The organism is Streptomyces caelestis, from assembly GCF_014205255.1.
GTDB lineage: Bacteria > Actinomycetota > Actinomycetes > Streptomycetales > Streptomycetaceae > Streptomyces > Streptomyces caelestis.
The window spans coordinates 5,404,378-5,429,285 of sequence record NZ_JACHNE010000001.1; the positions used below are offsets into that span (position 1 = coordinate 5,404,378).

Genomic DNA, 24,908 nt, shown 5'->3' on the forward strand with positions numbered 1-24,908 from the left:
ACGCGGGGCGGGGGTCGGTTGTGGGGCCGGGTACGGGATGGGAGGGGAACACGTGACAGGCGTGCAAGAGGCTGTGGGCCCGAAGGCCGGAGCGGGGCCGTTGCTGCTCGGGGTGCGGCACCACGGGCCGGGGTCGGCCCGGGCGGTACGGGCGGCGCTGGAGGAGGCCCGGCCGCGGGTCGTGCTGATCGAGGGGCCGCCCGAGGCCGATGCCCTGATTCCGCTCGCCGCCGACGAGGAGATGCGGCCGCCGGTCGCCCTGCTCGCCCATGCCGTGGACGAGCCCGGCCGCTCGGCGTTCTGGCCGCTGGCCGAGTTCTCCCCGGAGTGGGTCGCCGTCCGCTGGGCCCTGGAACACGACGTCCCGGCCCGCTTCATCGACCTGCCGGCCGCACACACGCTGGCCTGGAGGAGGCAGGAGGACGAGGCCGGAGTCGAGGGGGAGCCCCCTCTGGACGCCGAGACGGCGGACAACGAGGGCGACTCCGCACCCGGCCCCGGCCCCGCCGAGGTGCGGATCGATCCGCTCGGGGTGCTCGCCGAGACCGCCGGTTACGACGACCCGGAGCGGTGGTGGGAGGACGTCGTGGAGCACCGGGGCGTGGGGAGGGGGGACGCGTTCGCGCCGTTCACCGTGCTGGAGGAGGCGATGGGGGCGCTGCGGGAGACCTTCGGCAGCGGGGGACACGACCGGGATCTGGTGCGCGAGGCGTACATGCGGCTCCAGGTGCGGGCCGCGCAGCGGGAGTTCGAGGACGGCGTGGCCGTCGTGTGCGGGGCGTGGCACGTGCCCGCCCTGCGGTGGAAGACCACCGTCGCGGCCGACAAGGCGTTGCTGAAGGGGCTGCCCAAGGTCAAGACGGACATGACCTGGGTGCCGTGGACGCACCGCCGGCTGTCCCGGATGAGCGGCTATGGAGCCGGCATCGACTCGCCGGGCTGGTACGGGCACCTCTTCAGCGCCCCGGACCGGCCGGTCGAGCGGTGGATGACCAAGGTGGCGGGGCTGCTGCGCGCCGAGGACCGGCTCGTCTCCTCCGCGCACGTCATCGAGGCCGTGCGGCTGGCCGAGACACTCGCCGCCATGCGCGGCCGTCCGCTGCCCGGCCTGAGCGAGACGACCGACGCGGTGCGGGCGGTGATGTGCGAGGGCTCGGACGTGCCGCTGGCGCTGGTGCAGGACCGGCTGGTCGTGGGGGACGTACTGGGGGAGGTCCCGGCGACGGCGCCGGCGGTTCCGTTGCAGCGGGACCTCGCCCGGCTCCAGCGCCGGCTGCGGCTGAAGCCGGAGGCGCTGGAGCGGGAGGTGGAGCTCGACCTGCGCAAGGAGACCGACGCCGCCCGCAGCAGGCTGCTCCACCGGCTGCGGTTGCTCGGCATCGCGTGGGGTGAACCGGCCGCCTCGCGGGGCAGCACGGGTACGTTCCGGGAGACGTGGCGGCTGCGCTGGGAGCCCGAGCTGTCCGTGCGGGTCGCCGAGGCCGGGGTGTGGGGGACGACCGTCCTGTCCGCCGCGACCGCCAAGGCCGAGGCGGACGCCGTCGCCGCGCAGGGGCTCGCCGACGTCACCGCGCTCGCCGAGCGCTGCCTGCAGGCCGAACTGCCCGAGGCACTGCCGACGGTGATGCGGATCCTCGCCGACCGGGCGGCCCTGGACACGGATGTCGGCCAGCTCGCCCAGGCACTGCCGGCCCTGGTCCGCTCCCTGCGCTACGGCGATGTGCGCGGCACGGACACCGGGGCCCTGGGAGAGGTGGCGGCGGGGCTGGCCGAGCGGGTCTTCGTCGGCCTGCCCCCGGCCTGCGCCGCGCTCGACGCGGACGGCGCCGAGGAGATGCGGCGGCATGTCGACGCCGTGCACGGCGCCGTGGGGCTCCTGGGGGACGCACACGCGGCGGGACAAGGCCATGTGAGAGCCCGTTGGCAGTCGGTGCTGCGTGTGCTGTGCGGGCGGGACTCCGTACCCGGGGTGATCAGAGGGCGGGCCGTGCGGCTGCTGCTGGACGGCGGGGAGTTGGTGCAGGACGAGGCGGCGCGTCTCATGGGGCTCGTCCTGTCCCCGGGCACGCCACCGGCGGACGCGGCCGCGTGGATCGAAGGCTTCGTCGGAGGAGGCTCCGGGGGCGGGATGCTCCTCGTTCATGACGAGCGGCTGCTCGGGCTGGTCGACGCGTGGCTGACCGGGGTGCCGGCGGAGGCGTTCACGGACGTGCTGCCCCTGCTGCGGCGGACGTTCTCGGCGTACGAGCCCGGCGTGCGGCGGACCCTCGGCGAACTGGTCCGGCGCGGGCCCGGTGCCGGGAGCGGTGCGGCAGGAGCCGGCTCCGGCATACCCGGCTTCGCGGCGGAGCTCGACACGGTGCGCGCGGACGCCGTGCTGCCGGTCCTGCGGCTGCTGCTCGGGCTGGACGAAGGGGAAGAGCACATCGGCAACGACCTGGTGGGGGTGACGGGATGACGACCGACGGACTGAGGCGGCCGGCTCCGAGCGCGGAGGCTGGAGACACCGGCGGGAACGGGTCGCCGGCGGAAGTCCGGCCGACGACGGCCGTGCCGGTGATCCCGCTGTGGGAACGGCCTCGCAAGGGAGGACACGGATGACGGCCGAGGTGACGGACCCGGCGCAGGAGCGGTTGCGGCGGTGGCGACTGGTGCTCGGGGGCGACGCGGCGGACGGCACCGGGTGCGAACTGTCCGGGCGGGACGCGGCGATGGACGGAGCGCTCACCGCGCTCTACGGCAAGGGGGAGAAACCGCAGGGGGGCCGGGACCGTTCGGCGGGGCTCGGGGCGTCGGCGCCGTCCGTGGCGCGCTGGCTCGGGGACATCCGGACGTACTTCCCGTCCTCCGTCGTGCAGGTCATGCAGCACGACGCCATCGACCGGCTCGGTCTCGCCACGCTCCTGCTGGAGCCGGAGATGCTGGAGGCGGTGGAGGCCGACGTGCACCTCGTCGGCACGCTGCTGTCGCTCAACAAGGCCATGCCCGAGACGACGAAGGAGACGGCACGGGCCGTCGTGCGCAAGGTCGTCGAGGACCTGGAGAAGCGGCTCGCCACCCGCACCCGGGCCACCCTCACCGGCGCCCTCGACCGCAGCGCCCGCATCAACCGGCCCCGCCATCACGACATCGACTGGAACCGCACGATCGCGGCCAACCTCAAGCACTACCTGCCCGAGTACCGGACGATCGTGCCGGAGCGGCTCATCGGGTACGGGCGAGCGTCCCAGTCCACGAAGAAGGAGGTCATCCTCTGTATCGACCAGTCGGGATCCATGGCGGCATCGGTCGTGTACGCATCGGTGTTCGGAGCGGTGCTCGCCTCGATGCGGACGATCTCCACGCGACTCGTCGTCTTCGACACGGCGGTCGTCGACCTCACGGACCAGCTCGACGACCCCGTCGACGTCCTGTTCGGAACGCAGTTGGGCGGCGGCACGGACATCAACCGGGCACTCGCCTACTGCCAGTCGCAGATCACCCGGCCCGCGGAGACGGTGGTCGTGCTGATCAGCGACCTCTACGAGGGAGGCATACGGGACGAGATGCTCAAGCGGGTGGCGGCGATGAAGGCCTCGGGGGTGCAGTTCGTGACGCTGCTGGCCCTGTCGGACGAGGGGGCACCGGCATACGACCGGGAGCACGCGGCGGCGCTCGCCGCGCTGGGGGCACCAGCGTTCGCCTGCACGCCCGATCTGTTCCCGGAGGTGATGGCGGCGGCGATCGAGAAGCGTCCGCTGCCGATACCGGACGCTGCGTGACCTGCCGAGGGCCGCGGTGGTGAAGGGCGGTCGGATGGCGACTGGGGCTTCCGCCTCGGATCGATGCGTCGCCGCCGGATCGCGGTCGGCACAACGGACATGACTGACCATCAGCGGGGCAGGGCTTGCACAACCTCCGCACTCCCGTGCGAGGATCGGCGCCTGCTCGGCGGTGCGCCGCGCCGCGCCGGGCAGTACCGCGTTGTGCCGACTCGTTGCTCGTAACGCGTGATGCGTTCCGCACTTGTTCCGTAGCCCGGGAGGAAGCTCCCCCTCTTGTCCTGGTCAGCAGCCCTGCCCGGTGCCGCTGTGCGCATGCCGCGTACGGCGGCCGGGTGGCGTGCGCTCCAAGTGGCGCTGCTGGTGGGCGGGGTTCTGGCCATCGGGCTCCTGTGCGGGGAGCGGGCGTACGCGGCGGACGGCGTACGGGTGCTGACGCACGGCACGGCCGGGCGGATCGACTCGCCTGGTCCTCGCTCCGTGTCCGGAGTCGGCAGCGCTCCCCTCGCCGGGGCCGACGCAGGAGCCGTGGGGGAGCGGGTCGTGCGGACGGCTGGTGATACGGGCGGGGTGGCGAGCCAGGGGCTGGAATCGGCGCAGCCGAAGGAGCCGCCGTCGTCCTCGTCCTCCTCCTCGCCGTCGCCGCCGTTGCCCAAGCTGCCGGACCTGCCGGATCTGCCGGACCTGCCCGCACTGCCCAAGCTGCCGGTGCTGCCTGACCTGCCCACACCGCCCGAACTGCCAGTGCTGCGGGACCTGCCGGGGCCCCCACTCCCGAGCCACCCCCTCCCCACCCCGGCCACAGCCGGCCCACAGCCGGTCGGAACGGCACCGACCCCGGCCGACGCCCCCGTCACTGTCGGACGGACCGGTGGGGCGGAGGCTGTCGCTGCGAAGCCGGACACCGTCGTGCGCGGCGCCGAGCACCGCGCCGCCAGTAGCGCAGAGGCCGTGGGCCACACCAGCAGCGCAAAGCCCGTGGGCCACACCAGCAGCGCAAAGCCCCTGAGCCACACCAGCAGCGCAGAGCACCTAGGCCACATCAGAAGCACAGACCGCGTAAGCCGCACAAGACGCGCAGACCACGTCGGTCCGTCGTCCGCCCACGTCGGACACGGCCCGGGCGGGCAGGGGGCCGCAGGTCGGTCCGACGGCACGCTCGGCAACCGGTCCACGGCCGACAACAGCAGCCCGCGTCACGGTGACCCGCACGCCGTCACCCTGAGCCATCGGGCCCGGCTGAGACTCCTGCCCGGTGTCGCGGCCCGCTTCTGCGCGGCCGGTACCCGGGACAACAGCCACCGGGACGTCCCCGTCTTCCCCGGTTAGCACGGGCGGACCGTCGCTCCCCGGGGGCAGCTCCACCGACACAGCGGCCCTCGGTCTCTCACCATCTCCCTCACCCCACCGACTCCACGAGGCCTTGGCCGCCGGACGGTCGAAAACCGTCGGTCGTCGGAGGCCGACATCTCGTGGATGGGGCGGGTGGTCCCCATCGGGGTGGGGACCACCCGCCCCGCACCCCGGAGAGCAGGGGCCTGAACAGGGCCTTTGTGCTCCTTCCGAGGTGTCAGACGGGCCTCACCGGGTCAACCCCAGCCCGGTGAGGCCCCTCACCCCAGGCACGCCGTGCCAGAGAGCACGGCATCATGTGACAGGTATCACCGCTCAGGTGTGACCCTCGATTTAGAGGCCCCCCGCAAGCAGCGATAACCTGCGAGACGGACATGCCGCGCGCTCGGACACCGTGTGCGCCTCCCTTGTGACAGACAGCGGACGTCACGTTGCCCTCGCGGCACGCCCACGCAGACAACGAACCGCGAGATCACTGATAGGGACGGAAGCGCGTGGACCTGTTCGAGTACCAGGCGAGGGACCTCTTCGCCAAGCACGATGTACCGGTGCTGGCCGGTGAAGTCATCGACACGCCTGAGGCGGCCCGCGCAGCCACCGAGCGCCTCGGTGGCAAGTCCGTCGTCAAGGCCCAGGTGAAGGTCGGCGGCCGTGGCAAGGCCGGTGGCGTGAAGCTCGCCGCCACCCCCGACGAGGCGGTCGAGCACGCGACCAACATCCTCGGCATGGACATCAAGGGCCACACGGTCCACAAGGTGATGATCGCCGAGACGGCCCCGGAGATCGTGGAGGAGTACTATGTCTCCTTCCTCCTGGACCGTGCCAACCGCACCTTCCTCTCCATCGCCTCCGTCGAGGGCGGCATGGAGATCGAGGAGGTGGCGGCCACCCGCCCCGAGGCCGTCGCCAAGACGCCGATCGACGCCAACGAGGGTGTCACCGAGGCGAAGGCCCGCGAGATCGTCGCGGCCGCGAAGTTCCCGGCCGAGGTCGCCGACAAGGTCGTGAACGTCCTCGTCAAGCTGTGGGACACCTTCATCAAGGAGGACGCCCTCCTGGTCGAGGTCAACCCGCTGGCGAAGGTCGCCTCCGGCGAGGTCATCGCCCTCGACGGCAAGGTCTCCCTGGACGAGAACGCCGAGTTCCGTCAGCCGGAGCACGAGGCTCTCCAGGACAAGGCCGCGGCCAACCCGCTCGAGGCCGCCGCCAAGGAGAAGAACCTCAACTACGTCAAGCTCGACGGCGAGGTCGGCATCATCGGCAACGGCGCGGGTCTCGTCATGAGCACCCTGGACGTCGTCGCGTACGCCGGTGAGGCGCACGGTGGCGTCAAGCCCGCCAACTTCCTCGACATCGGTGGTGGCGCCTCCGCCGCCGTCATGGCGAACGGCCTGGAGATCATCCTCGGCGACCCGGACGTCAAGTCCGTCTTCGTCAACGTCTTCGGCGGCATCACCGCCTGTGACGAGGTCGCCAACGGCATCGTGCAGGCACTGCAGCTGCTCAAGGACAAGGGCGAGGACGTCACCAAGCCCCTCGTCGTCCGTCTGGACGGCAACAACGCCGAGCTGGGTCGCAAGATCCTCTCCGACGCCAACCACCCGCTGGTCCAGCGTGTGGACACCATGGACGGCGCGGCCGACAAGGCCGCCGAGCTCGCGGCTGCGAAGTAAGGGACGAGGGACTAAACAGCCATGGCTATCTTCCTCAACAAGGACTCCAAGGTCATCGTCCAGGGCATGACCGGTGCCACGGGCATGAAGCACACCAAGCTCATGCTGGCCGACGGCACCAACATCGTCGGTGGCGTGAACCCCCGCAAGGCGGGCACGTCGGTCGACATCGACGGCAACGAGATCCCGGTCTTCGGCACGGTCGCCGAGGCGATCGAGAAGACGGGCGCGAACGTATCCGTCCTCTTCGTGCCGCCGGCCTTCGCCAAGGCCGCCGTCGTCGAGGCCATCGACGCCGAGATCCCGCTCGCGGTCGTCATCACCGAGGGCATCGCGGTCCACGACTCGGCCGCGTTCTACGCCTACGCCGTGTCCAAGGGCAACAAGACCCGCATCATCGGCCCGAACTGCCCCGGTCTCATCACGCCGGGCCAGTCGAACGCCGGCATCATCCCGGGTGACATCACCAAGCCGGGCCGCATCGGCCTGGTGTCGAAGTCCGGCACGCTGACGTACCAGATGATGTACGAGCTCCGGGACATCGGCTTCTCCTCCGCCGTCGGCATCGGTGGCGACCCGGTCATCGGTACGACCCACATCGACGCGCTCGCCGCGTTCGAGGCCGACCCCGACACCGACCTGATCGTCATGATCGGTGAGATCGGCGGCGACGCCGAGGAGCGGGCCGCGGCCTTCATCAAGGAGAACGTGAAGAAGCCGGTCGTCGGCTACGTCGCGGGCTTCACCGCGCCCGAGGGCAAGACCATGGGCCACGCCGGCGCCATCGTCTCCGGCTCCTCCGGCACGGCCGCCGCGAAGAAGGAGGCCCTCGAGGCCGCCGGCGTCAAGGTCGGCAAGACGCCGACCGAGACGGCGAAGCTGGCGCGCGCGATCCTCGCCGGCTGAGCAGGGTCAACGCCCTACGGCTCAGTCGTACAGCACAGCTCAGAGGTGGGCCCGCTCCCCGCACGGGGGCGGGCCCACCGTCGTTTTCGCGGAAGCGCAAGCGGAAGCGGAAGCAAGCACAAGCAGGCGTCAGCGTGGCTGCGGCATCAGCCGGACCGGCCCCCGCGGCTCCTCCTCGCGCAGCTTCGCCCGCAGTTCCCGCTCCGACTCCGACAGCGGCCCGGGCGCGACCGGTGGCGGCACGTCCTGGACGGTCTCGCCCGGCGGCACCGGTGGCTCGTAGTGCGTGGGGGCCGTGCGGGCGGTGAGGGCCGTGGCTCCGATCAGGGCGATCGTGAAGGCGATGGCGGCCCGGGTCCAGAAACGGGCCTGGCGTTCCCCGGTCCGGCGCACGACCAGCGGCTTGGAGGCCCGCAGCCGTTCGACGGAGGCCAGTTCGACCAGCCGCCAGTGGAGCACCTCCGGGTCCGCCAGCTCCGGCAGCCGCTCGGCGACCGCCTCCCGGGCGTGCATCAGCCGGTTGGCGGCCGCGCGGCTGCTCGCCTCCGTCTCCGCCGCCGTCTCGGGCAGGCCGAGGCCGACACCGTCGTACAGCAGCAGCGTGCGGCGGTACGAGGGCGGCAGCTTCAGCAGGGTGTCCAGCAGCGCGCGGTCGAACGCGTCGGAGGGCGGCGGCTCGGGGTGCCGGTAGCGGGGGCGGAACCGGTGCCACGGGGAGAGGGCACAGTCGTACGCCACCGCCCGCACCCAGCCCGCCGGGTCGCGGTCACGGGCCACCTCGGGCCAGCGCTGCCAGGCGATGTGAAAGGCCCGCTCGACCGCCTCCCGCGCCAGCTCGCGGCGGCCGGTCAGCAGGTAGGTCTGCCGGACGAGCGCGGGCGCGCAGAACGCGTACAGCGCGTCGAAGGCCTGGTCGGGGGTCAGAGCAGCAGTCGCGTCGTCCGGCCGCGGCGGAGCCGCCGCACGGGCGCGGACGGAGTGCCGGCCGGTGCCGGTGGTGTGGCTGCGGCCCATGGTGCCGGTGGTGTGACGATGGTCGGCGACGGTGGTGTGGCGATGGTCGGCGGCGGGGCCGCGGCTTTTACCGGGGCCGGAACCGGAGCCGGTGCCGGTGGCACGGCCGCGTTCGGTGGCCGAGGCGCGGCTGCGGTGGCCGACGGTGGTGCGGTCCTGTTCCGTGACGGAGCTGCGGCCCCGGTTCCTGCCGGGGGCGCGGCCGCGGTCCCCGGCCGGGCGGCGGGTGGGCTCGCTCTCGGCGGCGGGCCTGCCCTCCGCATGAGCCGGTGTCAGGTCCACCTCCGTCCCCAGTGAGTTCAGCAGCTTCGCGTACTTCTCCCCTTTCCGGCCGCGCGGCGTCGAGCGGCCGGTCTCCCACCCGCGCACCGTCTCGCTGGTGACGCCCACCTGGGAGGCCAGTTGAGCCCGCGTCAGCGAGGCGGCCTCGCGCAGGCGTCGGCGTTCTTTGGGCGGGGGGAGCGGGATGGCAGGGCTCTGTGTCACAGGGCGCCCCTCCGTACGGAAAGGTACATAAACGTATATTGAGCGACACCACGGTGGTTCGCCTGTTGCGACGGGAAAGCGCGTGTCGTTGGGAGCATGGCGGGCGTGATCGAGATGACCGCTCGCCGCCGCCCGCCGTCGCCTCTGCTCGCCGGGATGCGTGACCGTGCGCCCGGGCTCGTCGGCGCCCTCGTGGGTGGTGCGGTCGCGGCGGGCCTCGGGCTCGCGTCGTTCGCCGTACTGGTGATGACGCTGTGGATCACCTCGCCGTACCCCGACAGCGGGCCCGGCGGCGCGCTGCACACGGCGGCGGCGCTGTGGCTGCTGGCCCACGGAGCCGAACTGGTCCGCACCGACACGCTCGCCGGCGTCCCGGCACCCGTCGGCATCCCGCCGCTGCTGCTGCTCGCCCTGCCGGTGTGGCTGCTGCACCGGGCGGCGCGGGACGCCACGGGCGGCGGGGCGGTGGACGGGGACGACGGCACCGACGACGGCTTCGGTGAGGGCGTCGGGGTGGTGGAGGGCATCGCGAGGGTCGTGGCGCCGCCGCTGGTGTCCGCCCGTACCGCATGGACGGGCGTCGTCCTCGGCTACCTCGCCGTCGCCGCGCCCGCCGCCCTGTACACCGCGGGCGGCGTGCTGCGGCCGTCGTGGGTGTGGACCGGGGTGTGCGTGCCGCTGGTCGCCGTTGTGGGGGCGGGGGCGGGCGTGTGGTCGGCGTACGGCCGTCCGGACGGGCCGCTGCGGCGGCTGCTGGGCGTGCTGCCGGTGGGAGCACGGCCGCTGGTCCTCGGTCCGGACGGGCGCCCGGGCGTCGCCTTGCGGGCCGCGGCGGCCGGGGCGGCGGTGCTGCTCGGAGGCGGTGCGCTGCTGGTGGCGGTGTCGCTGGTGGGGCACGGCGCGGCGGCCCAGGCGGCGTTGCTGCGGCTGACGGAGGGGTGGTCGGGACGGTTCGCGGTGCTGCTGCTGTGCGCGGCCCTGGTGCCGAACGCGGCGGTGTGGGGCGCCGCCTACGCCCTCGGCCCCGGCTTCGCGCTCGGCGCCGGCCATGTCGTCAGCCCGCTGTCCTCCGCGCCGGCTCCGTTCCTGCCGCCGTTTCCGCTGCTGGCGGCGGTGCCGGAGACGGGGGAGGGGCGGCTGGTGCACTGGGCGGCGGCCGGGGTCGTGCCGGTGGCCGCCGGGGTGGTCGTCGGCTGGGTCGCGGGGAAGGGGGCTGCCTCCGGAGAGCGCGGCGGGACACGGCCGGGCGGCGGGCGTGATGCCGTCTGGCCGCCGGGGCGCACCGCCCGTGCCGCCGCGCTCGCCGCCGTGCTGTGCGCGGTCGTACTCGCGGGTCTCGCCGCGCTGGCGGGCGGGCCGCTCGGGGTCGCCGTCCTGGCCCGGTTCGGGCCGGTGTGGTGGCAGGTGGGTGCGGCGACGCTGGCGTGGCTGGTGCTGGTGGCCATCCCTACGGCGGTGACCGTACGGGCCTGGCGATGCCGGGAACCCCAGACGGACGGGCCGAGAATCGGCAGGCAGCGGGAGGAACCGGCCGAGGGCGCCCGAAAGAGCAGGCGCCTGCGGAAGGGCTCGCGCCCCGGCCGGAGTTGGTTCACCCACACCGGGATCGCCGGAGTCGCCGGAGGCGATGCCTCCCCGGCCGACAGGGACACGAAGCCGAGAACGTCACCCCCGGCACCGGACGCCCCCTACACCTCTTACGCCCCCTTCGACCACGACGCCCTGCGCGGACTCCAGGACCAGCAGGACGCCACCACATTCGAACCGTACGACTTCCTGCCGGCCGACCCGGCGCCCGAGCCCAGCCAGAAGCCGGACACTCCCTGACCGGACACCCCCTGAACCGGACACCCGTGCAGCAGCAGGCCGCCCGTCAGTCGTTGGTCCCCAGCAACCCCCGCAGCTCCTTCGGCAGAAGCTCCGTACAGGACTGCTCGGCCTTGTTCGTGAGGGCGTCGTTCATGCAGGTGTAGTAGTCGCGGTAGACCAGCTGGGCCGTGAAGGACGCGGCGACCAGGGCGATGGCCAGGGACGCCGTGACCAGTCCGCTCACCGCGGCCGTCGTGTGGGGGCGGCCCGTCTGCTCGGAGACCGGGGAGTCCGGGTCGGCCCTGCGGGGCTTGGCGCGCAGGGCGCTGATGCCCCAGTAGAGGGAGAGCGCGCCGAGCAGCAGCGCCACGTACGGCCAGCTGAAGAGGGCGAAGAAGAAGGCCCACATGCCCGACAGCAGGGCATAGCGCGCACGGCGCTGGGCGGGGTCCGTCGGGTCCCAGCGCGGGTTCTGGCCGCCCTGGGGGCCGCCCGGGCCCTCGGGGCCGCCGCGGGGGCGTTCGCCGAAGCCGCCGGAGGAGCGGCCGGGCTGCCGGTCGCTCCACCGTCCGCCCCACGGCGCACGGTCGCCCTCGCCTGCGTCCTGGGAGTCGTCGCCCGACGGGCGCCGCGGCTGCCAGGGCCGGTCCGGGGTGCCCTCGGGCGGCGGGGCGAACGGGTTGTCCTCCTGGGAGCCGCGCCCTCGCTCGTCGCCGCGGTCGCCGTCCGAAGGCGCGTCGGGTGGTGAGCTGGGGCGCTCCCGCAGCAGCACGCTGCCGCGCTCCCCTCCCTGCGCCGAGAGCTGGGGGAACGTGAGGAGTCGCATGCTGCGGTCCGGCATCAAGTGAGCGTCTTCCCGTTGGTGATTAGAAACGAGTAGGTGAGCAGGGACGAGTGGACAGAACTGAACGGTGTCGGACCTGGGTCCGCCCCTTCTTGAACGCATCGCGTCCGGACGGCGTTCCCGAACCGGCTCCGCCCAGACGCTACCTTCCGGCCATGCCCCCGTCCCGTGGGGGCTGCCCGGTGTGCCGGTATCGTTGCTGACGGTCGGCCGGTTCGTAGGCTTCCCCGTATCCGGGGGCGCGAAGCATTCGTATGAATGCACAAACGCCACAGGCCGGCCGCCTGGACAGACGCTCCCCCGAGAAAGGCCCCCACCGTGGCCGCCAAGCCCGTGGCCCCGCGCGCCAAGCGCCTCGTCGTGCTGGTCTCCGGATCCGGCACCAACCTGCAGGCGCTCCTCGACGAGATCGACGCCGTCGGCGCGCAGGAGTACGGGGCCGAGGTCGTGGCCGTCGGCGCCGACCGCGAGGGCATCGAGGGGCTGGCGCGTGCCGAGCGGGCCGGGCTGCCGACCTTCGTGTGCAAGGTCAGGGACTACGGCAGCCGCGAGGAGTGGGACGCCGCGCTCGCCGAGGCCGCCGCCGCCTTCGAGCCCGACCTCGTCGTCTCCGCCGGGTTCATGAAGATCGTCGGCAAGGAGTTCCTCGCGCGGTTCGGGGGGCGGTTCGTCAACACGCACCCGGCCCTGCTGCCCAGTTTCCCGGGAGCCCACGGCGTGCGGGACGCGCTCGCGTACGGCGCCAAGGTCACCGGCTGCACCGTCCACTTCGTCGACGACGGCGTCGACACCGGCCCGATCATCGCCCAGGGCGTGGTCGAGGTCCGGGACGAGGACGACGAGAGCGCTCTGCACGAGCGCATCAAGGAAGTCGAGCGAAGGCTGCTCGTCGAGGTCGTGGGGCGGCTCGCCCGCAACGGCTATCGCATTGAGGGACGAAAGGTAGTTATCCAGTGACCGCCGAGAGCAACAAGCGGCCCCTTCGCCGGGCGCTCGTCAGCGTCTACGACAAGACCGGGCTGGAGGAGCTCGCCCGTGGCCTGCACGAGGCCGGTGTGGAGCTCGTCTCCACCGGGTCCACGGCCGCCCGCATCTCCGCTGCCGGCGTCCCGGTCACCAAGGTCGAGGAGCTCACCGGCTTCCCCGAGTGCCTGGACGGCCGCGTCAAGACGCTGCACCCCAGGGTCCACGCCGGCATCCTCGCCGACCTGCGCCTGGAGGACCACCAGCGGCAGCTCGCCGAGCTGGGTGTCGAGCCGTTCGACCTCGTCGTCGTCAACCTCTACCCGTTCCGCGAGACCGTCGCCTCGGGCGCCTCGCCCGACGAGTGCGTCGAGCAGATCGACATCGGCGGGCCGTCGATGGTCCGGGCCGCCGCCAAGAACCACCCCTCGGTCGCGGTCGTCACCAGCCCGGCCCGCTACGCCGACGTCCTGTCCGCCGTCCAGAACGGCGGCTTCGACCTCGCCACCCGCAAGCGGCTCGCCGCCGAGGCCTTCCAGCACACGGCCGCGTACGACGTCGCCGTCGCCTCCTGGTTCGCCTCCTCCTACGCGCCGGTCGACGAGTCGCAGTTCCCCGACTTCCTCGGCGCCACCTGGGAGCGCGAGCACACCCTGCGCTACGGCGAGAACCCGCACCAGCCCGCCGCCCTGTACGTCTCGGGCAGCGGCGGCCTCGCCGAGGCCGAGCAGCTGCACGGCAAGGAGATGTCGTACAACAACTACACGGACACGGACGCCGCCCGCCGTGCCGCGTACGACCACGCCGAGCCCTGTGTCGCGATCATCAAGCACGCCAACCCCTGCGGAATCGCGGTCGGTTCGGACGTCGCCGAGGCGCACCGCAAGGCGCACGCCTGTGACCCGCTGTCGGCGTTCGGTGGCGTGATCGCGGTCAACCGCCCGGTCAGCAAGGAGATGGCCGAGCAGGTCGCGGAGATCTTCACCGAGGTCATCGTCGCGCCGGACTACGAGGACGGCGCCCTGGAAGCCCTCACCAAGAAGAAGAACATCCGCGTGCTGCGCTGCCCGGAGGGCCCGTCGAACCCCGTCGAGGTCAAGCCCATCGACGGCGGCGCGCTGCTCCAGGTCACCGACCGGCTCCAGGCCGACGGCGACGACCCGGCCAACTGGACGCTGGCGACCGGTGAGGCGCTGGACGCCGACGAGCTCCAGCAGCTCGCCTTCGCCTGGAAGGCCTGCCGCGCGGTGAAGTCCAACGCGATCCTGCTCGCCAAGGACGGTGCCTCGGTCGGCGTCGGCATGGGGCAGGTCAACCGGGTCGATTCCTGCAAGCTGGCGGTGGAGCGGGCCGGGGCCGAGCGGGCCCGGGGCTCCTACGTCGCGTCGGACGCGTTCTTCCCGTTCCCCGACAACATCGACGTCCTGGGCGCCGCCGGCGTCAAGGCCATCGTGCAGCCCGGCGGTTCCGTCCGCGACGAGCTGGTCGTCGAGGCCGCGCAGAAGGCCGGCATCACGATGTACTTCACCGGGACGCGGCACTTCTTCCACTGACGGCGGATCTTCCGCTGACGATCGCGCAGCGGGCCGGCGGCACCGCCGGCCCGCTCCCCGGACGACTCAGCCGTCCACCTCGTACCGCCCGACCTCCAGGAAGTACCGCAGCTCCTCCGGCGTGCCGTCGATGACCTCCTCGGCGGCGGCCCGGAGCGCGTCGCTGGTGTTCGGGTCGGCCAGGATGCGGGCGACGGCGACCCGGTCGTCCTCGGCCTGGGCGAGGCGGTAGCCGGTCTCCAGGAAGGCGCGCAGGGCCTCCGGGGTGTTCACGTCGAGGGCCTTGGCGGCTTCCCGCTTGACGCCCCGGCCGGAGTCGGGGTCGCTCAGGACGCGGGCGATGGCGACGCGGTCGTCCTCGGCCTGGGCGAGGCGGTAGCCCGTCTTCAGGAAGGCGCGCATGTCCTCCACCGTGCCGTCGAGGGCTTCGTTGGCCTCCCTGACGACGCCTCGGCCGCTGTCCTCGTCGGCGATGACGCGCAGGATCGCGATCCGCAGATCGTCCTCCGACATCTCGTCCACCGGCGTGCCGTCCGTCACCGCCGTGGCGGTCACGGCGGGGGTCGCCGGGGCCGTGCCGGCGGCGACGGCCGGGGTGGTGAGCAGAAGGGCCGGCGTCAGGACGGCGGCGACGATCAGGGCACCGCGGGTGGGTCTCATGCGTGACCTGCCTAAGAGAAAAGGGAGTTGATGGGGCCGGGTGGCGCCAGGCAGGTGCCTGGGCCCCGGTGCGGACATCCTCACATTCCCCGTCGGCCGGAGCAGCGCCTTTTTTCACGTCGAGGCGCGCAGCGCCGCCCACGTCCTGGGACCGACCTTGCCGTCGGGGTCCAGCCCCTTGGCGCGCTGGAAGCCGCGCACCGCCGTGGCGGTGTCCTTGCCGAACTGGCCGTCCACGCCCTCGCCGCCCACGTCGTAACCGCGCTTGGTCAGCATGCACTGCACCTGCACGACGCGCTGGCCGTGGTCGCCGCGCCGGGTGAGTTCGGTGCCGGAGTAGGAGGTGCAGTCGGTGAGCCACGGGGGCCTGGCCGGGGCGGTCGGCGTCTTCGGCGGTTCCGTGGCGGTGGGCCGGGGCTGTGTCGTCCTCGACGGGGGAGCGGGGGTGGTGGTGCGGGTGTCCGTCTCGGCCTCGTGGTCCGAGGGGCTGGGCGAGGTGCCCGTCGGCGTCCCCTCGCTCTCAGGGACCTGCTGGGACGGTGAGGAGGAATCCGGCCGGTTCGAGCCCGGCAGCGCCGTCCGGTCGGCACCGTCGCGGGACGCACCGGCCCTGGGGGCGGCGGAACCGGTGTCGCCGGCCGACGAAGGGCGGGTGGCCAGGAAAACCGTCAGGGCGACGGCGCACACCGTGAGCACGGCGGCGAGGGCGGCGTACGGCATCAGCCGCCGCCGGGCGGGAGGTGCGGCAGCCGGTGCCGCCACCGGCGTACTCCCGGCAGCCGGCGGGCCCGCCGCAGATACGGCGGGCCTCGGCGCCGATCCGGGCGGCCCGAACCCCGGCCCCCCAGCCGCCGCCGGACGTCCCACCGCCCGCGGTACGCGCCGCGGCGGCAACGGACTGTCCCTCAGCACCTCGTAGGCCTGCTGCCGGGCCAGGATGCGGCTGCCCAGCGGCTCCTGCCAGGAGGCGGACCGGAGCCGGGACGACGCCGCCCCGACCAGGTCCTGGGGGCTCGGGCGCAGGGCCGGTTCCTTGGAGAGGCAGGCCGTGAGGAGGGCGGCCAGGGCCGGGTCGGCCGTCTGCACCTCGGCCATGACCTCCGCGTTCGGCTCCTCCGAGGCGATGCGGTGCAGGACGTCCACGCCGGTGCCGTCGCCGAAGGGGGCGTGTCCGGTGACCGCGTGGACGACCGTGCTCGCGAAGCAGAACACGTCGGAGGCCGAGTCGCAGCGGCCGTCCCTGAGGTACTCGGGGGACATGTAGGCGGGCGTGCCGACGCGGTTGCCGGTCATGGTGATCGTGCTGGCGTCGACGGCTTGGGCGATGCCGAAGTCGACGAGGTGGGCGCCCTGCCGGGTCAGGAGAACGTTGGACGGTTTGAAGTCCCGGTGCACGATCCCGGTCGCGGCCAGCGCGCCGAGCGCCCGCCCGAGATCACCCACCAGCCGCCAGGCACCCTCCGGTCGCAGGACGCCGCACGCCCGCACCGCCTCCGCCAGGTTGAGACCGGGTAAGTACACGGTCGCCATCCACAGCAGCTCGCTGTCCGGCTCGAAGCCCGTGCCCAGCAGCTCCGGCGTGTAGGGCGCGCCCACGCGCGCGTGCACGGTGGCCTCCCGCTCGAACCGGCGGCGGAAGGCCACGTCCTCGGCGTACTCGGGCCGGATGACCTTCACCGCGGCGAGTCCGGGCGTCCCGTCCCCCTGCCGCGCCAGATAGACCCGGCCCATGCCGCCGCTGCCGAGCAGCCCCAGCGGAACGTACGGTCCGACCCGCACCGGATCGGCGGGCCGCAGCGGCACCGCACCGGTCTGCGATAAGGCGGCGTCTGACATGGATCCCCCGGCTGGTCCCGACAGCGATGCCGGAAACGGTACCGGAGACGGACTTCCGGCCCGAGGTACCCGGCGCCGGGGGAGTACCTGTGAACTCTCAGGGTCACTTCTTCGCGGCCGGCGTGTACTCCTTGAGGTAGTGGGCGACGCGGGCGGCGTAGTCGCGGTACTTCGGGGGAACGCCGCCCGCGTTGTTCACCGTCTTGTACGACGTCCGGTACGCGACGGCGACCAGCACCCGGCGGTCGCCGCTCAGCCCGGCCTCCAGACGCGGTTCGGCGAAGCACAGGTAGCGGGCCATGGCCGGGATGGACTCGGAGGGGGTGAGCGGCGGCCTGGGGGTCTCCTTCGCGGGGACGCCGTCGGCGCGGATCCACCAGCGCAGGATGCTCGGCGTCCAGCGGGCGATGCCGTACTCGCCCTCCTCGCCCGCGTCCGGGTCGGAGAGATCGGGGTCGAAGTCGCTCTCCACCTTCAGTATCGCGGCGATGAGCGCCGGGGTGATCTCCGGCTGGACGCAGTCGTGGGCCGAGTCGACGATGAGCCGCCGGTAGGCGACCGGGACGCCCTTGCCGGTGCTCAGTTCGGAGGCGCCGTAGGTGGCGGGCGTCACCTTGCGCGTCTCGGCGGCCTTGCTGTCGCCGTCGTCGCCGGGATCGGCCCAGGTGGCGACGCCGTAACCGAGGGCGGCGACGGCGACACCGGCCGCCAGGACCGCCATGCGGCGCGAGCGGCGGCGGGCCGGGCGCAGGCGGGGCAGGCGGAAGGAGCGGTGGCCGGTGCCGGTGGCCGCCTGCACGCGGCCGAGCAGGGCCTCACCGGAGATGCGGTCCTGGTGGGTGCGGGTCAGGCAGGCGGAGATGATCTGCCGCCACTCGTCGGGCAGTTCGGGCGACAGGCGCAGCTCGTCGGTGCCGCGGGCGTAGGCGGCGGCCGCGTCGCGGCGGGCCGTCGGGGTCGCGCCGGGCAGCGGGAAGGAGTCGGTGAGGACGAGGTGCGCGAGGACGCCGAAGGCCCACACGTCGGCGGACGGGCGGATCCGTCGGCCCCGTTCGCCGATCTCGGTCCACAGGAGCTCGGGCGGGGTGTAGTCCGGGGTGGAGAACGCCGGGGTGTAGGCGTGGGTGCCCTCCAGCTCGGCGGCCATGTTGAAGTCGGCCAGGCGGACCGAACCGTCCTCCATCAGCAGCACGTTGGCCGGTTTCAGGTCGCCGTGCACCCAGCCAGCGCCGTGCAACTGGGCCAGGCCCTCGCAGATCTGCGCGAGCAGTGCGGGACCGGCCTCGGGCCGGGGCGTGGCGGTGAGCAGGGCGGACAGGGAGGCCTCGGCCCGCTCCAGCACCAGGACCGTGGCGCCGTCGAGCTCGGGGCGGTCCGGGTCGTCGACCGTCAGCGTCTCGTACATCCGCACCAGCCGCGGATGCCTCAGCCGCCGGTACAGCTCGACCTCCCGCTCGATCAGCTCGCGCAGGTGGGTCAGGCGGCGGGGCGTGGCCGTGCCGGTGGGCAGGAACTTCAGGGCGGCCGTCCGCGGCAGTTCCGTGCTCTCCCCGGTGCGCCGGGCCGCGTACACACTGCCGAAGGCGCCGGTCGCGAGGGGCTCGCGCACCTCCCATACGCCGACCCGGTAGCCCTTCGGCACCGCGACGGCGTACGGCTCGGTCACCGGGTCACCCGGCCCGGCGGGCCGGCCAGGACCCCCAGGTCGTCCTCGCGGACCAGGTCGAAGCGGAGCGCCAGGGAGACCAGGGACTCCTTCTTGCCGTTGAGCCGCGGGCCGGTGTCCGCGCTCTCCGGGCCCGGCTTGAGGCGCAGCTTCACGGCGAGGTAGTCGATGTTCCACTGCACCGACGTACGGGACGCGGCCGGCCAGGTGGGGCGCAGGCGCTCGGCGACCTGGTCGACGGTGGGCAGCGGGGCGTGCGGGGTGCCGCGCAGGCGCGGTTCGCACAGGGCGGCCAGGACCGCGAAGTAGCGCTTGCTGCGGTCGAGGGAGAACGCCGGTGCGGTCGTGGCGCCGTCGAGGCCGCCCGTGCCGCTCAGGTAGTCGTGGCGCGGCGCCCACACCTCGAGGGCCAGCAGGTCGCCGGCGGCGGGCAGCACGATCCGCGAGAACTCGAAGGGGATCGGCGCGTCCAGCCGCCCGGGCGCGACCTTGACGTGTTCGCCCGCGCCCTCCGGGTTCTCCACCACGTAGGTCTGTTCGCGGCTGAGGTTGCTGAGGGTCCAGAAGGCGCCGTGCGCGGCGATCTCACCGGCCTGGCGGGAGACTCCGTCATGGCTGATGCGGAGGCCGTTGTCGCTCACGGACCGGCCGAACGTGAGGCGTTCGCCGGGCGCGAGTCTGATCTGGCTGCGGTTCCGCTCGTCCTCCGTGGTCGGCGGAGGTACCACGATGATGCTGTACAAGGTGCTCTCCCCGTGCCTGACAGCTACCACTGTCAGACTAGGGCGACGCACCAGGGCCGTGCCCCCCTCGTACGGGTGAGACACGGCCCTTGGATGTGATGGGCGCGAACTGGTCCGCTCGCCGGCATCCGTTCAGTAACGGGGGCGGTTGAACCAGGCCTTGCCGTTGGCGTTGCCCACGAACACCGCGACCAGGATGGCCAGGACGGTGTGCACCAGGCCCACGAGGACGAACGGGTAGATGCCGAGGACGGCGGTGATGATGGCGAAGACCAGGATGGTGACGCGGGCGCCGTTGCCGCCGTTCTTGAACTTCGTCGCCAGGACGGCCGCGAACACCAGCCAGGCCAGGCCGAACACCACGTAGCCCCAGATCAGGCCGGTCGACTGGCCGACAAGGTCCTGGAGGGCGATGTTGTCCTGGAGGGTCTCTTCGTCCTTGGCGGCGTTCAGTGCCGCGGCGCCGAGGCCGAGGAGCACCACGGCGACGACCTGCAGACCGACGATCACCCACATCATCACGCGGGCCGCGCTCACCGAGCCCGGCATCGTGGTCGGCGCGGCGGGGCCGGCTCCGTAGGGGGACACCGGAGGGGCCTGCGGGTAGCCGTAACCGGGCGCCTGCCCCTGCTGCTGCGGGTAGCCGTAGCCCGGCTGCTGCTGCGGCTGTCCCTGGGGAGCGCCGTAGGGGTTGTTCGGGTCGCCGTAGCTCATGGGGGCTTTCCTCCGTTGGTCCGAGTGCGGGGACGCGTGGCATCCGTACGGAGGAGAGTTCTTCAGTTTGCGGCCGTCCCCCCGTTGAGCTGCCCGCGGCACTTGTCAGGTCATCGTTCTTCACCACTGACGGGCTTGTCCAGCCGCATTCCCGATGTGTTGTGCAAGTGCAACATCGCTGATCATGGGCGGATACGGGAGGACGGGTCCCGCGGTGCCCGGATTGCGGCCGGATTGGAACCGAGGGCGGGTCATCCGCGAGGATGGGGCCATGACCGCCCAGATTCTCGATGGCAAGGCCACCGCAGCCGCGATCAAGTCCGATCTGACCGCCCGCGTGGCGGCGCTGAAGGAGAAGGGCGTCACGCCCGGCCTCGGCACCATCCTGGTCGGGGACGACCCCGGCAGCCAGAAGTACGTCGCCGGCAAGCACCGTGACTGCGCGCAGGTCGGCATCGCCTCCATCCAGCGGCAGCTGCCGGCCACGGCGACGCAGCAGGAGATCGAAGCGGTCGTCCGCGAGCTGAACGAGGACCCGGCCTGCACGGGTTACATCGTGCAACTGCCGCTCCCCAAGGGCATCGACGAGAACCGCATCCTGGAACTGATGGACCCCGACAAGGACGCGGACGGCCTGCACCCGATGAACCTCGGCCGTCTCGTCCTGAACGAGCCGGCCCCGCTGCCCTGCACCCCCAACGGCGTGCTGACCCTGCTGCGCCGCTACGGCGTGGAGATCAAGGGCGCGGAGGTCGTGGTGGTCGGCCGGGGTGTGACCATCGGCCGGCCGATGCCGCTGCTGCTGACCCGGCGCAGCGAGAACGCGACCGTGACCCAGTGCCACACCGGTACGCGTGACCTGTCGGCGCACCTCAAGCGCGCGGACATCATCGTCGCCGCGGCCGGTTCCGCCCATCTGATCCGTGCCGAGGACGTCAAGCCGGGCGCGGCCGTCCTCGACGTCGGCGTCTCCCGGAGTGCCGAGGGCAAGATCGTGGGCGACGTCCACCCCGACGTGGCTGAGGTCGCCGGCTGGATCTCCCCGAACCCCGGCGGAGTCGGCCCCATGACCCGCGCTCAGCTGCTCGTCAACGTGGTCGAGGCGGCGGAGCGCAGTGTCGGCTGACCGGAACGCGCGGAGCGCGGGCAGCGCCTCGGGCGCCGGGACCACGGGGAGTGCCCCGGCCGGCCGGGGCGTGCGGGACGGTGCGGGCGCGGAGGGCGACCCGGCGGTTCCGAGCGCGCAGGCGGTGCAAGGCGAGCAGGACGCGACCAGTGAGCAGGACGCGCCCGGTGTGAGTATCGGTGATGAGCCGGCGGTGCGGGTGGAGGACGGCGAGCTCACCGTGCGGGACCCCGTCAGCGCGCCCGACGGCGAGGGGCGGCCGCGGCGGGTCACCCGGCGGTTCCCGTTGTTCACCAAGGACACCGCGCGGCCCGAGGGCGGTGGCCGGGCCGCGCCCGGGGACGCGTTCGCGCCGGCCCGGCAGTGGCCCCTTCTCGCGGTGCTGGCTCTGGTCGGACTCGGGCTGCTGGTGACCGCGTTCGGTCAGTTCCGGCTCGGGACGCTGCTGATCGGTGCCGCCCTGCTGGGCGGGGGTGTGCTGCGGTGGCTGCTGCCGGACGTCGGGATGCTCGCCGTCCGCTCCCGGTTCACGGACATCGTCACGTACGGCGTCATGGGCCTGGCGATCGTCCTGCTGGCGCTGATGGCGCAGCCGGATCCCTGGCTCCAGCTCCCGTTTCTGAAGGACACGCTGCACTTCACGATCACCAGCGAGTGACCGGACGGCGGTCCGTCCTCTCCCCCGAGGAAGGACGGGCCGCCGCCACGGCCCACCTTCCTGCACGGCGAGGAGCCTGTTCAACGGCTGTCAGAGCGCTGTGGCACGGAAGTGACGGTTCCGGTACTGGTTCCGGTACTTCCTCCGGCAGATTCGGCACGAAGTGGTGCAACCACGGGGTTGGCATGGACAATCGGGACGGTCCAGGGTGTATCGCGCGCGGCTTCTGTGCTCCTGTGCGCCCCCGCTCCGGGAACTGAGATCCTGAGTGGGCGCATCCCTGTGGGTAGCCAGAACGGGGACTCGGCCAAGGCCGCCAACGCGCGGGGCGAACAGCGCGGGAAACAACAGCACGTACCGGGGGGAAGAGGGGGGAAGCAATGCCTCGTTGGAGGGCCTTGCCGGATGAGCTCGATCCGCAGATCAGGGAGTTCACCAGCCAGCTGCGCCGGCTCGTGGACCGCAGTGGTCTGAGCATCGCGTCGGTGGCGGACCGTACGGGTTACAGCAAGACGTCGTGGGAGCGTTATCTGAACGGCCGGCTGCTCGCGCCCAAGGGCGCGATCGTGGCGCTGGCCGAGGTGACCGGGACCAACCCGATGCACCTGACCACCATGTGGGAGCTCGCCGAGCGGGCCTGGAGCCGCTCGGAGATGCGGCACGACATGACGATGGAGGCCATCCGGATCTCCCAGGCGCGCGCCGCGCTGGGGGAGTTCGGAGGGCAGGACTTCGGGAGCCCCTCGGCCGGCTCCAAGGGCGACGGCAAGACCGCCTCCGCGGGCGGCGGCCGGCCGCCCCGCAGAAGCGGCAGCGCCACGGTCACGCCGGGCATCGCGGGCCCGGCCGGCGTCGCCCCGACCGTGCCGCCACAGCCGACGGCTCCCGAGGTGCAGGACTCGACGGGCAGCGGTGTACGCGAGGACGGCGGCGGCCGGAGCGGTGCGACCGGAGTCAACTCGTGGGGCATGGCCGGGTACCAGGGTCCGTCCCAGGGCCGCGGGAGTGCCGTCGGCACGGGAACCGGCTCCACGCCCGGTTCGGCTCCCGGAACCGCCCGGACACCGGGCGCCGGGGCGGGCTCGTACGGCGCACCGCCGCAGGACGCCGTCCCGGCGGGCGCGGGTGGTGCCGGCGGTTCTGGCGGCAAGCGGCGGGCCGTGACGTTCCTCGCGGGTGTCGTGGGCGTGCTCGTGGTGATCGCCGGTGCGTTCTACCTCACCGGTGGCGGTGGCGACGACGAGGCCAAGGGCGGCACGAAGTCGCCCGCGCCGACCGCCGGCACGAACCCGGATCTGCCGCCCGGCGTGAAGTGCAGCGGCGACAGCTGCACCGGCAAGGACGCGGAGAGCATGGGATGCAGTGGTGACCTGGTGACCACGGCCCAGACCGCGACCGTCGGCACGACCGTCGTCGAGGTCCGCTACAGCGAGACCTGCAAGGCGGCCTGGGGCCGTATCACCCAGGCGGCACAGGGCGACGAGGTCCAGGTCAGCTCGGGCAAGGCGAAGCAGACCGGCAGCATCACCGCCGCCGGCGACACCATCGCGTACACCCCGATGGTGTCGGTGAAGAACGCCGCCGACGCCAAGGCCTGCACCACCCTGGCGTCCGGTCGGCAGGGCTGCACGGAGTAGGGGGACCGCCGGGCACCTGACGGCTCGGCTTCCCGAGGGCGCCTCGCCTCCGGCCGGGGCTGGGACCGGGCGGGTGCCTGGCGCGCCGTGGGTCGCTTCGCACATGGGGAATGCATCGCTCCCGGCCGCAGCGCCCGCGCGCGGGCTGTCCCGGGAGGCGGATGCTCCCGGCAGCGGAAACCGGTCGTGGAGTGAATTTTGGAGAGGGAGGATTGCTCGGCGGAATCGGGGGCACGCGAACCGTACCCCCACGGGAGTCCGGCTTGGTCGGTTCCCCCCGGCGGCCGCCTTCGTCCACCTCTCCCGGACGGGCGGCCGCCTTTTTGTACGGGTCAGGGTGAGTTGTGGGCTGGGCCACACCGACCCGGCCGTACGAGATCCCGGATGCGCGATAGCCTGACCGCTGGATGGATCTCTTGACGCCAAGAGATCGATCAAACGTCCGGGGCAGGGACGCCCCACCGCCAGCTGTCATACGGAGAACGCCATGACCCGCACTCCCGTGAACGTCACCGTCACCGGCGCGGCCGGCCAGATCGGTTACGCCCTGCTCTTCCGCATCGCCTCCGGTCAGCTGCTCGGCGCGGACGTGCCGGTGAAGCTGCGCCTGCTGGAGATCACGCCCGCCCTGAAGGCGGCCGAGGGCACGGCGATGGAGCTGGACGACTGCGCGTTCCCGCTCCTGCAGGGCATCGACATCACGGACGACCCGAACGTCGCCTTCGACGGCACGAACGTGGGCCTGCTCGTCGGCGCCCGCCCCCGCACCAAGGGTATGGAGCGCGGCGACCTGCTGGAGGCCAACGGCGGCATCTTCAAGCCGCAGGGCAAGGCCATCAACGACCACGCCGCGGACGACGTCAAGATCCTCGTCGTCGGCAACCCGGCCAACACCAACGCCCTCATCGCCCAGGCCGCCGCGCCCGACGTACCCGCCGAGCGGTTCACCGCGATGACCCGTCTGGACCACAACCGCGCCCTGACCCAGCTCGCGAAGAAGACCGGCTCGACGGTCGCCGACATCAAGCGGCTCACCATCTGGGGCAACCACTCCGCCACCCAGTACCCGGACATCTTCCACGCCACGGTCGCCGGAAAGAACGCCGCCGAGGCCGTCAACGACGAGAAGTGGCTGGCCGAGGACTTCATCCCGACCGTCGCCAAGCGCGGCGCCGCCATCATCGAGGCCCGTGGCGCCTCGTCGGCCGCCTCCGCCGCCAACGCCGCCATCGACCACGTCTACTCCTGGGTCAACGGCACCCCCGAGGGCGACTGGGTCTCCATGGGCATCCCCTCGGACGGCTCCTACGGCGTCCCGGAGGGTCTGATCTCCTCCTTCCCGGTCACCTGCAAGGACGGCAAGTACGAGATCGTCCAGGGCCTGGAGATCAACGAGTTCTCCCGCGCCCGGATCGATGCCTCCGTCAAGGAGCTCGAGGAGGAGCGCGAGGCGGTCCGCGGCCTCGGCCTCATCTGAGTCGCCCGACTCGTCCGACCGGAGCCTCT

At 72.7% G+C, this 24,908-nt stretch carries 19 protein-coding genes; 12 read left to right on the forward strand and 7 right to left on the reverse strand.

Going from position 1 to position 24,908, the window contains the following annotated elements; genetic code table 11:
* Nucleotides 1-37 precede the first annotated feature (37 nt).
* From HDA41_RS24870 to sucD, 5 genes are all read left to right on the forward strand, one after another.
* Nucleotides 38-2,458 (forward strand): DUF5682 family protein, encoded by a 2,421-nt coding sequence (locus tag HDA41_RS24870; protein WP_184987308.1) that lies wholly within the window; start codon nt 38-40, stop codon nt 2,456-2,458.
* A gap of 139 nt (nt 2,459-2,597) precedes the next feature.
* Entirely contained in the window at nt 2,598-3,761 is a 1,164-nt protein-coding gene (locus HDA41_RS24875) for a VWA domain-containing protein (RefSeq protein ID WP_184987310.1), read from the forward strand.
* A 276-nt stretch (nt 3,762-4,037) separates the two neighbouring features.
* Nucleotides 4,038-5,090 carry a hypothetical protein gene (locus tag HDA41_RS24880; RefSeq protein WP_184987312.1) on the forward strand — a complete coding sequence of 351 codons (1,053 nt, stop codon included), beginning with the start codon at nt 4,038-4,040 and terminating at the stop codon, nt 5,088-5,090.
* Nucleotides 5,091-5,608: 518 nt separating this feature from the next.
* Entirely contained in the window at nt 5,609-6,787 is a 1,179-nt protein-coding gene (gene sucC / locus HDA41_RS24885; RefSeq protein WP_184987314.1) for an ADP-forming succinate--CoA ligase subunit beta, read from the forward strand.
* 21 nt (nt 6,788-6,808) lie between these two features.
* Nucleotides 6,809-7,693, forward strand: coding sequence for a succinate--CoA ligase subunit alpha (sucD, locus tag HDA41_RS24890; RefSeq protein ID WP_010036416.1), 885 nt, complete (start codon nt 6,809-6,811; stop codon nt 7,691-7,693).
* Between the two features lie 129 nt (nt 7,694-7,822).
* On the opposite strand, the gene HDA41_RS24895 is transcribed toward sucD, so the two are convergent.
* Nucleotides 7,823-9,193, reverse strand: a complete 1,371-nt coding sequence (locus tag HDA41_RS24895) for a helix-turn-helix domain-containing protein (protein WP_184987316.1) — start codon at nt 9,191-9,193, stop codon at nt 7,823-7,825.
* Between the two features lie 96 nt (nt 9,194-9,289).
* On the opposite strand from HDA41_RS24895, the gene HDA41_RS24900 reads away from it, so the two are divergent.
* Nucleotides 9,290-11,020 (forward strand): cell division protein PerM, encoded by a 1,731-nt coding sequence (locus HDA41_RS24900; RefSeq protein ID WP_184987318.1) that lies wholly within the window; start codon nt 9,290-9,292, stop codon nt 11,018-11,020.
* A 46-nt stretch (nt 11,021-11,066) separates the two neighbouring features.
* Here HDA41_RS24900 and HDA41_RS24905 read toward each other — a convergent pair whose 3' ends face one another.
* Nucleotides 11,067-11,843, reverse strand: coding sequence for a hypothetical protein (locus tag HDA41_RS24905; protein WP_184987320.1), 777 nt, complete (start codon nt 11,841-11,843; stop codon nt 11,067-11,069).
* 321 nt (nt 11,844-12,164) lie between these two features.
* Here HDA41_RS24905 and purN point away from each other — a divergent pair, with 321 nt between their 5' ends.
* Both purN and purH read left to right on the forward strand, forming a co-directional pair.
* Nucleotides 12,165-12,803 carry a phosphoribosylglycinamide formyltransferase gene (gene purN, locus HDA41_RS24910; RefSeq protein ID WP_184987322.1) on the forward strand — a complete coding sequence of 213 codons (639 nt, stop codon included), beginning with the start codon at nt 12,165-12,167 and terminating at the stop codon, nt 12,801-12,803.
* Nucleotides 12,800-14,362 (forward strand): bifunctional phosphoribosylaminoimidazolecarboxamide formyltransferase/IMP cyclohydrolase, encoded by a 1,563-nt coding sequence (gene purH / locus HDA41_RS24915; protein ID WP_184987324.1) that lies wholly within the window; start codon nt 12,800-12,802, stop codon nt 14,360-14,362. Before purN ends, purH begins: the two co-directional genes overlap by 4 nt.
* Before the next feature lie 66 nt (nt 14,363-14,428).
* Here purH and HDA41_RS24920 read toward each other — a convergent pair whose 3' ends face one another.
* The 5 genes from HDA41_RS24920 to HDA41_RS24940 all read right to left on the reverse strand — a co-directional run bounded on the left by HDA41_RS24920 (nt 14,429) and on the right by HDA41_RS24940 (nt 19,981).
* Complete coding sequence (locus HDA41_RS24920; RefSeq protein ID WP_184987326.1) at nt 14,429-15,022, reverse strand: ALF repeat-containing protein; 594 nt, start codon at nt 15,020-15,022, stop codon at nt 14,429-14,431.
* Between the two features lie 114 nt (nt 15,023-15,136).
* Nucleotides 15,137-16,858: a serine/threonine-protein kinase gene (locus tag HDA41_RS24925; RefSeq protein ID WP_184987328.1), complete on the reverse strand. Its 1,722-nt coding sequence runs from the start codon at nt 16,856-16,858 to the stop codon at nt 15,137-15,139.
* Nucleotides 16,859-16,961: 103 nt separating this feature from the next.
* Entirely contained in the window at nt 16,962-18,524 is a 1,563-nt protein-coding gene (locus HDA41_RS24930; RefSeq protein WP_184987331.1) for a protein kinase domain-containing protein, read from the reverse strand.
* Nucleotides 18,521-19,267, reverse strand: coding sequence for an FHA domain-containing protein (locus tag HDA41_RS41515; protein ID WP_184987333.1), 747 nt, complete (start codon nt 19,265-19,267; stop codon nt 18,521-18,523). Before HDA41_RS41515 ends, HDA41_RS24930 begins: the two co-directional genes overlap by 4 nt.
* Before the next feature lie 132 nt (nt 19,268-19,399).
* Nucleotides 19,400-19,981 (reverse strand): hypothetical protein, encoded by a 582-nt coding sequence (locus tag HDA41_RS24940; RefSeq protein ID WP_184987335.1) that lies wholly within the window; start codon nt 19,979-19,981, stop codon nt 19,400-19,402.
* A 271-nt stretch (nt 19,982-20,252) separates the two neighbouring features.
* On the opposite strand from HDA41_RS24940, the gene HDA41_RS24945 reads away from it, so the two are divergent.
* The 4 genes from HDA41_RS24945 to HDA41_RS24960 all read left to right on the forward strand — a co-directional run bounded on the left by HDA41_RS24945 (nt 20,253) and on the right by HDA41_RS24960 (nt 24,879).
* Entirely contained in the window at nt 20,253-21,107 is an 855-nt protein-coding gene (locus tag HDA41_RS24945) for a bifunctional methylenetetrahydrofolate dehydrogenase/methenyltetrahydrofolate cyclohydrolase (RefSeq protein ID WP_184987337.1), read from the forward strand.
* The gene (locus tag HDA41_RS24950; RefSeq protein WP_311772158.1) at nt 21,097-21,765 is read left to right on the forward strand and encodes a DUF3017 domain-containing protein; all 669 of its coding nucleotides are present in this window, start codon (nt 21,097-21,099) and stop codon (nt 21,763-21,765) included. The genes HDA41_RS24945 and HDA41_RS24950 overlap by 11 nt, the downstream gene beginning before the upstream one ends.
* A 398-nt stretch (nt 21,766-22,163) precedes the next feature.
* Nucleotides 22,164-23,402, forward strand: coding sequence for a helix-turn-helix domain-containing protein (locus tag HDA41_RS24955; RefSeq protein ID WP_230299422.1), 1,239 nt, complete (start codon nt 22,164-22,166; stop codon nt 23,400-23,402).
* A 487-nt stretch (nt 23,403-23,889) separates the two neighbouring features.
* A complete protein-coding gene (locus tag HDA41_RS24960) occupies nt 23,890-24,879 on the forward strand; it encodes a malate dehydrogenase (protein WP_184987341.1) in 990 nt (329 codons plus the stop codon).
* Nucleotides 24,880-24,908 lie beyond the last annotated feature (29 nt).

Bases quoted from the DNA above. Each gene is read 5' to 3' on its own strand.
- HDA41_RS24925 (WP_184987328.1), bottom strand. From the start codon at position 16,858: ATGTCAGACGCCGCCTTATCGCAGACCGGTGCGGTGCCGCTGCGGCCC.
- HDA41_RS24900 (WP_184987318.1), top strand. From the start codon at position 9,290: ATGGCGGGCGTGATCGAGATGACCGCTCGCCGCCGCCCGCCGTCGCCT.
- HDA41_RS24940 (WP_184987335.1), bottom strand. From the start codon at position 19,981: ATGAGCTACGGCGACCCGAACAACCCCTACGGCGCTCCCCAGGGACAG.
- HDA41_RS24905 (WP_184987320.1), bottom strand. From the start codon at position 11,843: ATGCCGGACCGCAGCATGCGACTCCTCACGTTCCCCCAGCTCTCGGCG.
- HDA41_RS24960 (WP_184987341.1), top strand. From the start codon at position 23,890: ATGACCCGCACTCCCGTGAACGTCACCGTCACCGGCGCGGCCGGCCAG.
- sucD (WP_010036416.1), top strand. From the start codon at position 6,809: ATGGCTATCTTCCTCAACAAGGACTCCAAGGTCATCGTCCAGGGCATG.
- HDA41_RS24875 (WP_184987310.1), top strand. From the start codon at position 2,598: ATGACGGCCGAGGTGACGGACCCGGCGCAGGAGCGGTTGCGGCGGTGG.
- HDA41_RS24870 (WP_184987308.1), top strand. From the start codon at position 38: ATGGGAGGGGAACACGTGACAGGCGTGCAAGAGGCTGTGGGCCCGAAG.
- HDA41_RS24920 (WP_184987326.1), bottom strand. From the start codon at position 15,022: ATGAGACCCACCCGCGGTGCCCTGATCGTCGCCGCCGTCCTGACGCCG.
- HDA41_RS24945 (WP_184987337.1), top strand. From the start codon at position 20,253: ATGACCGCCCAGATTCTCGATGGCAAGGCCACCGCAGCCGCGATCAAG.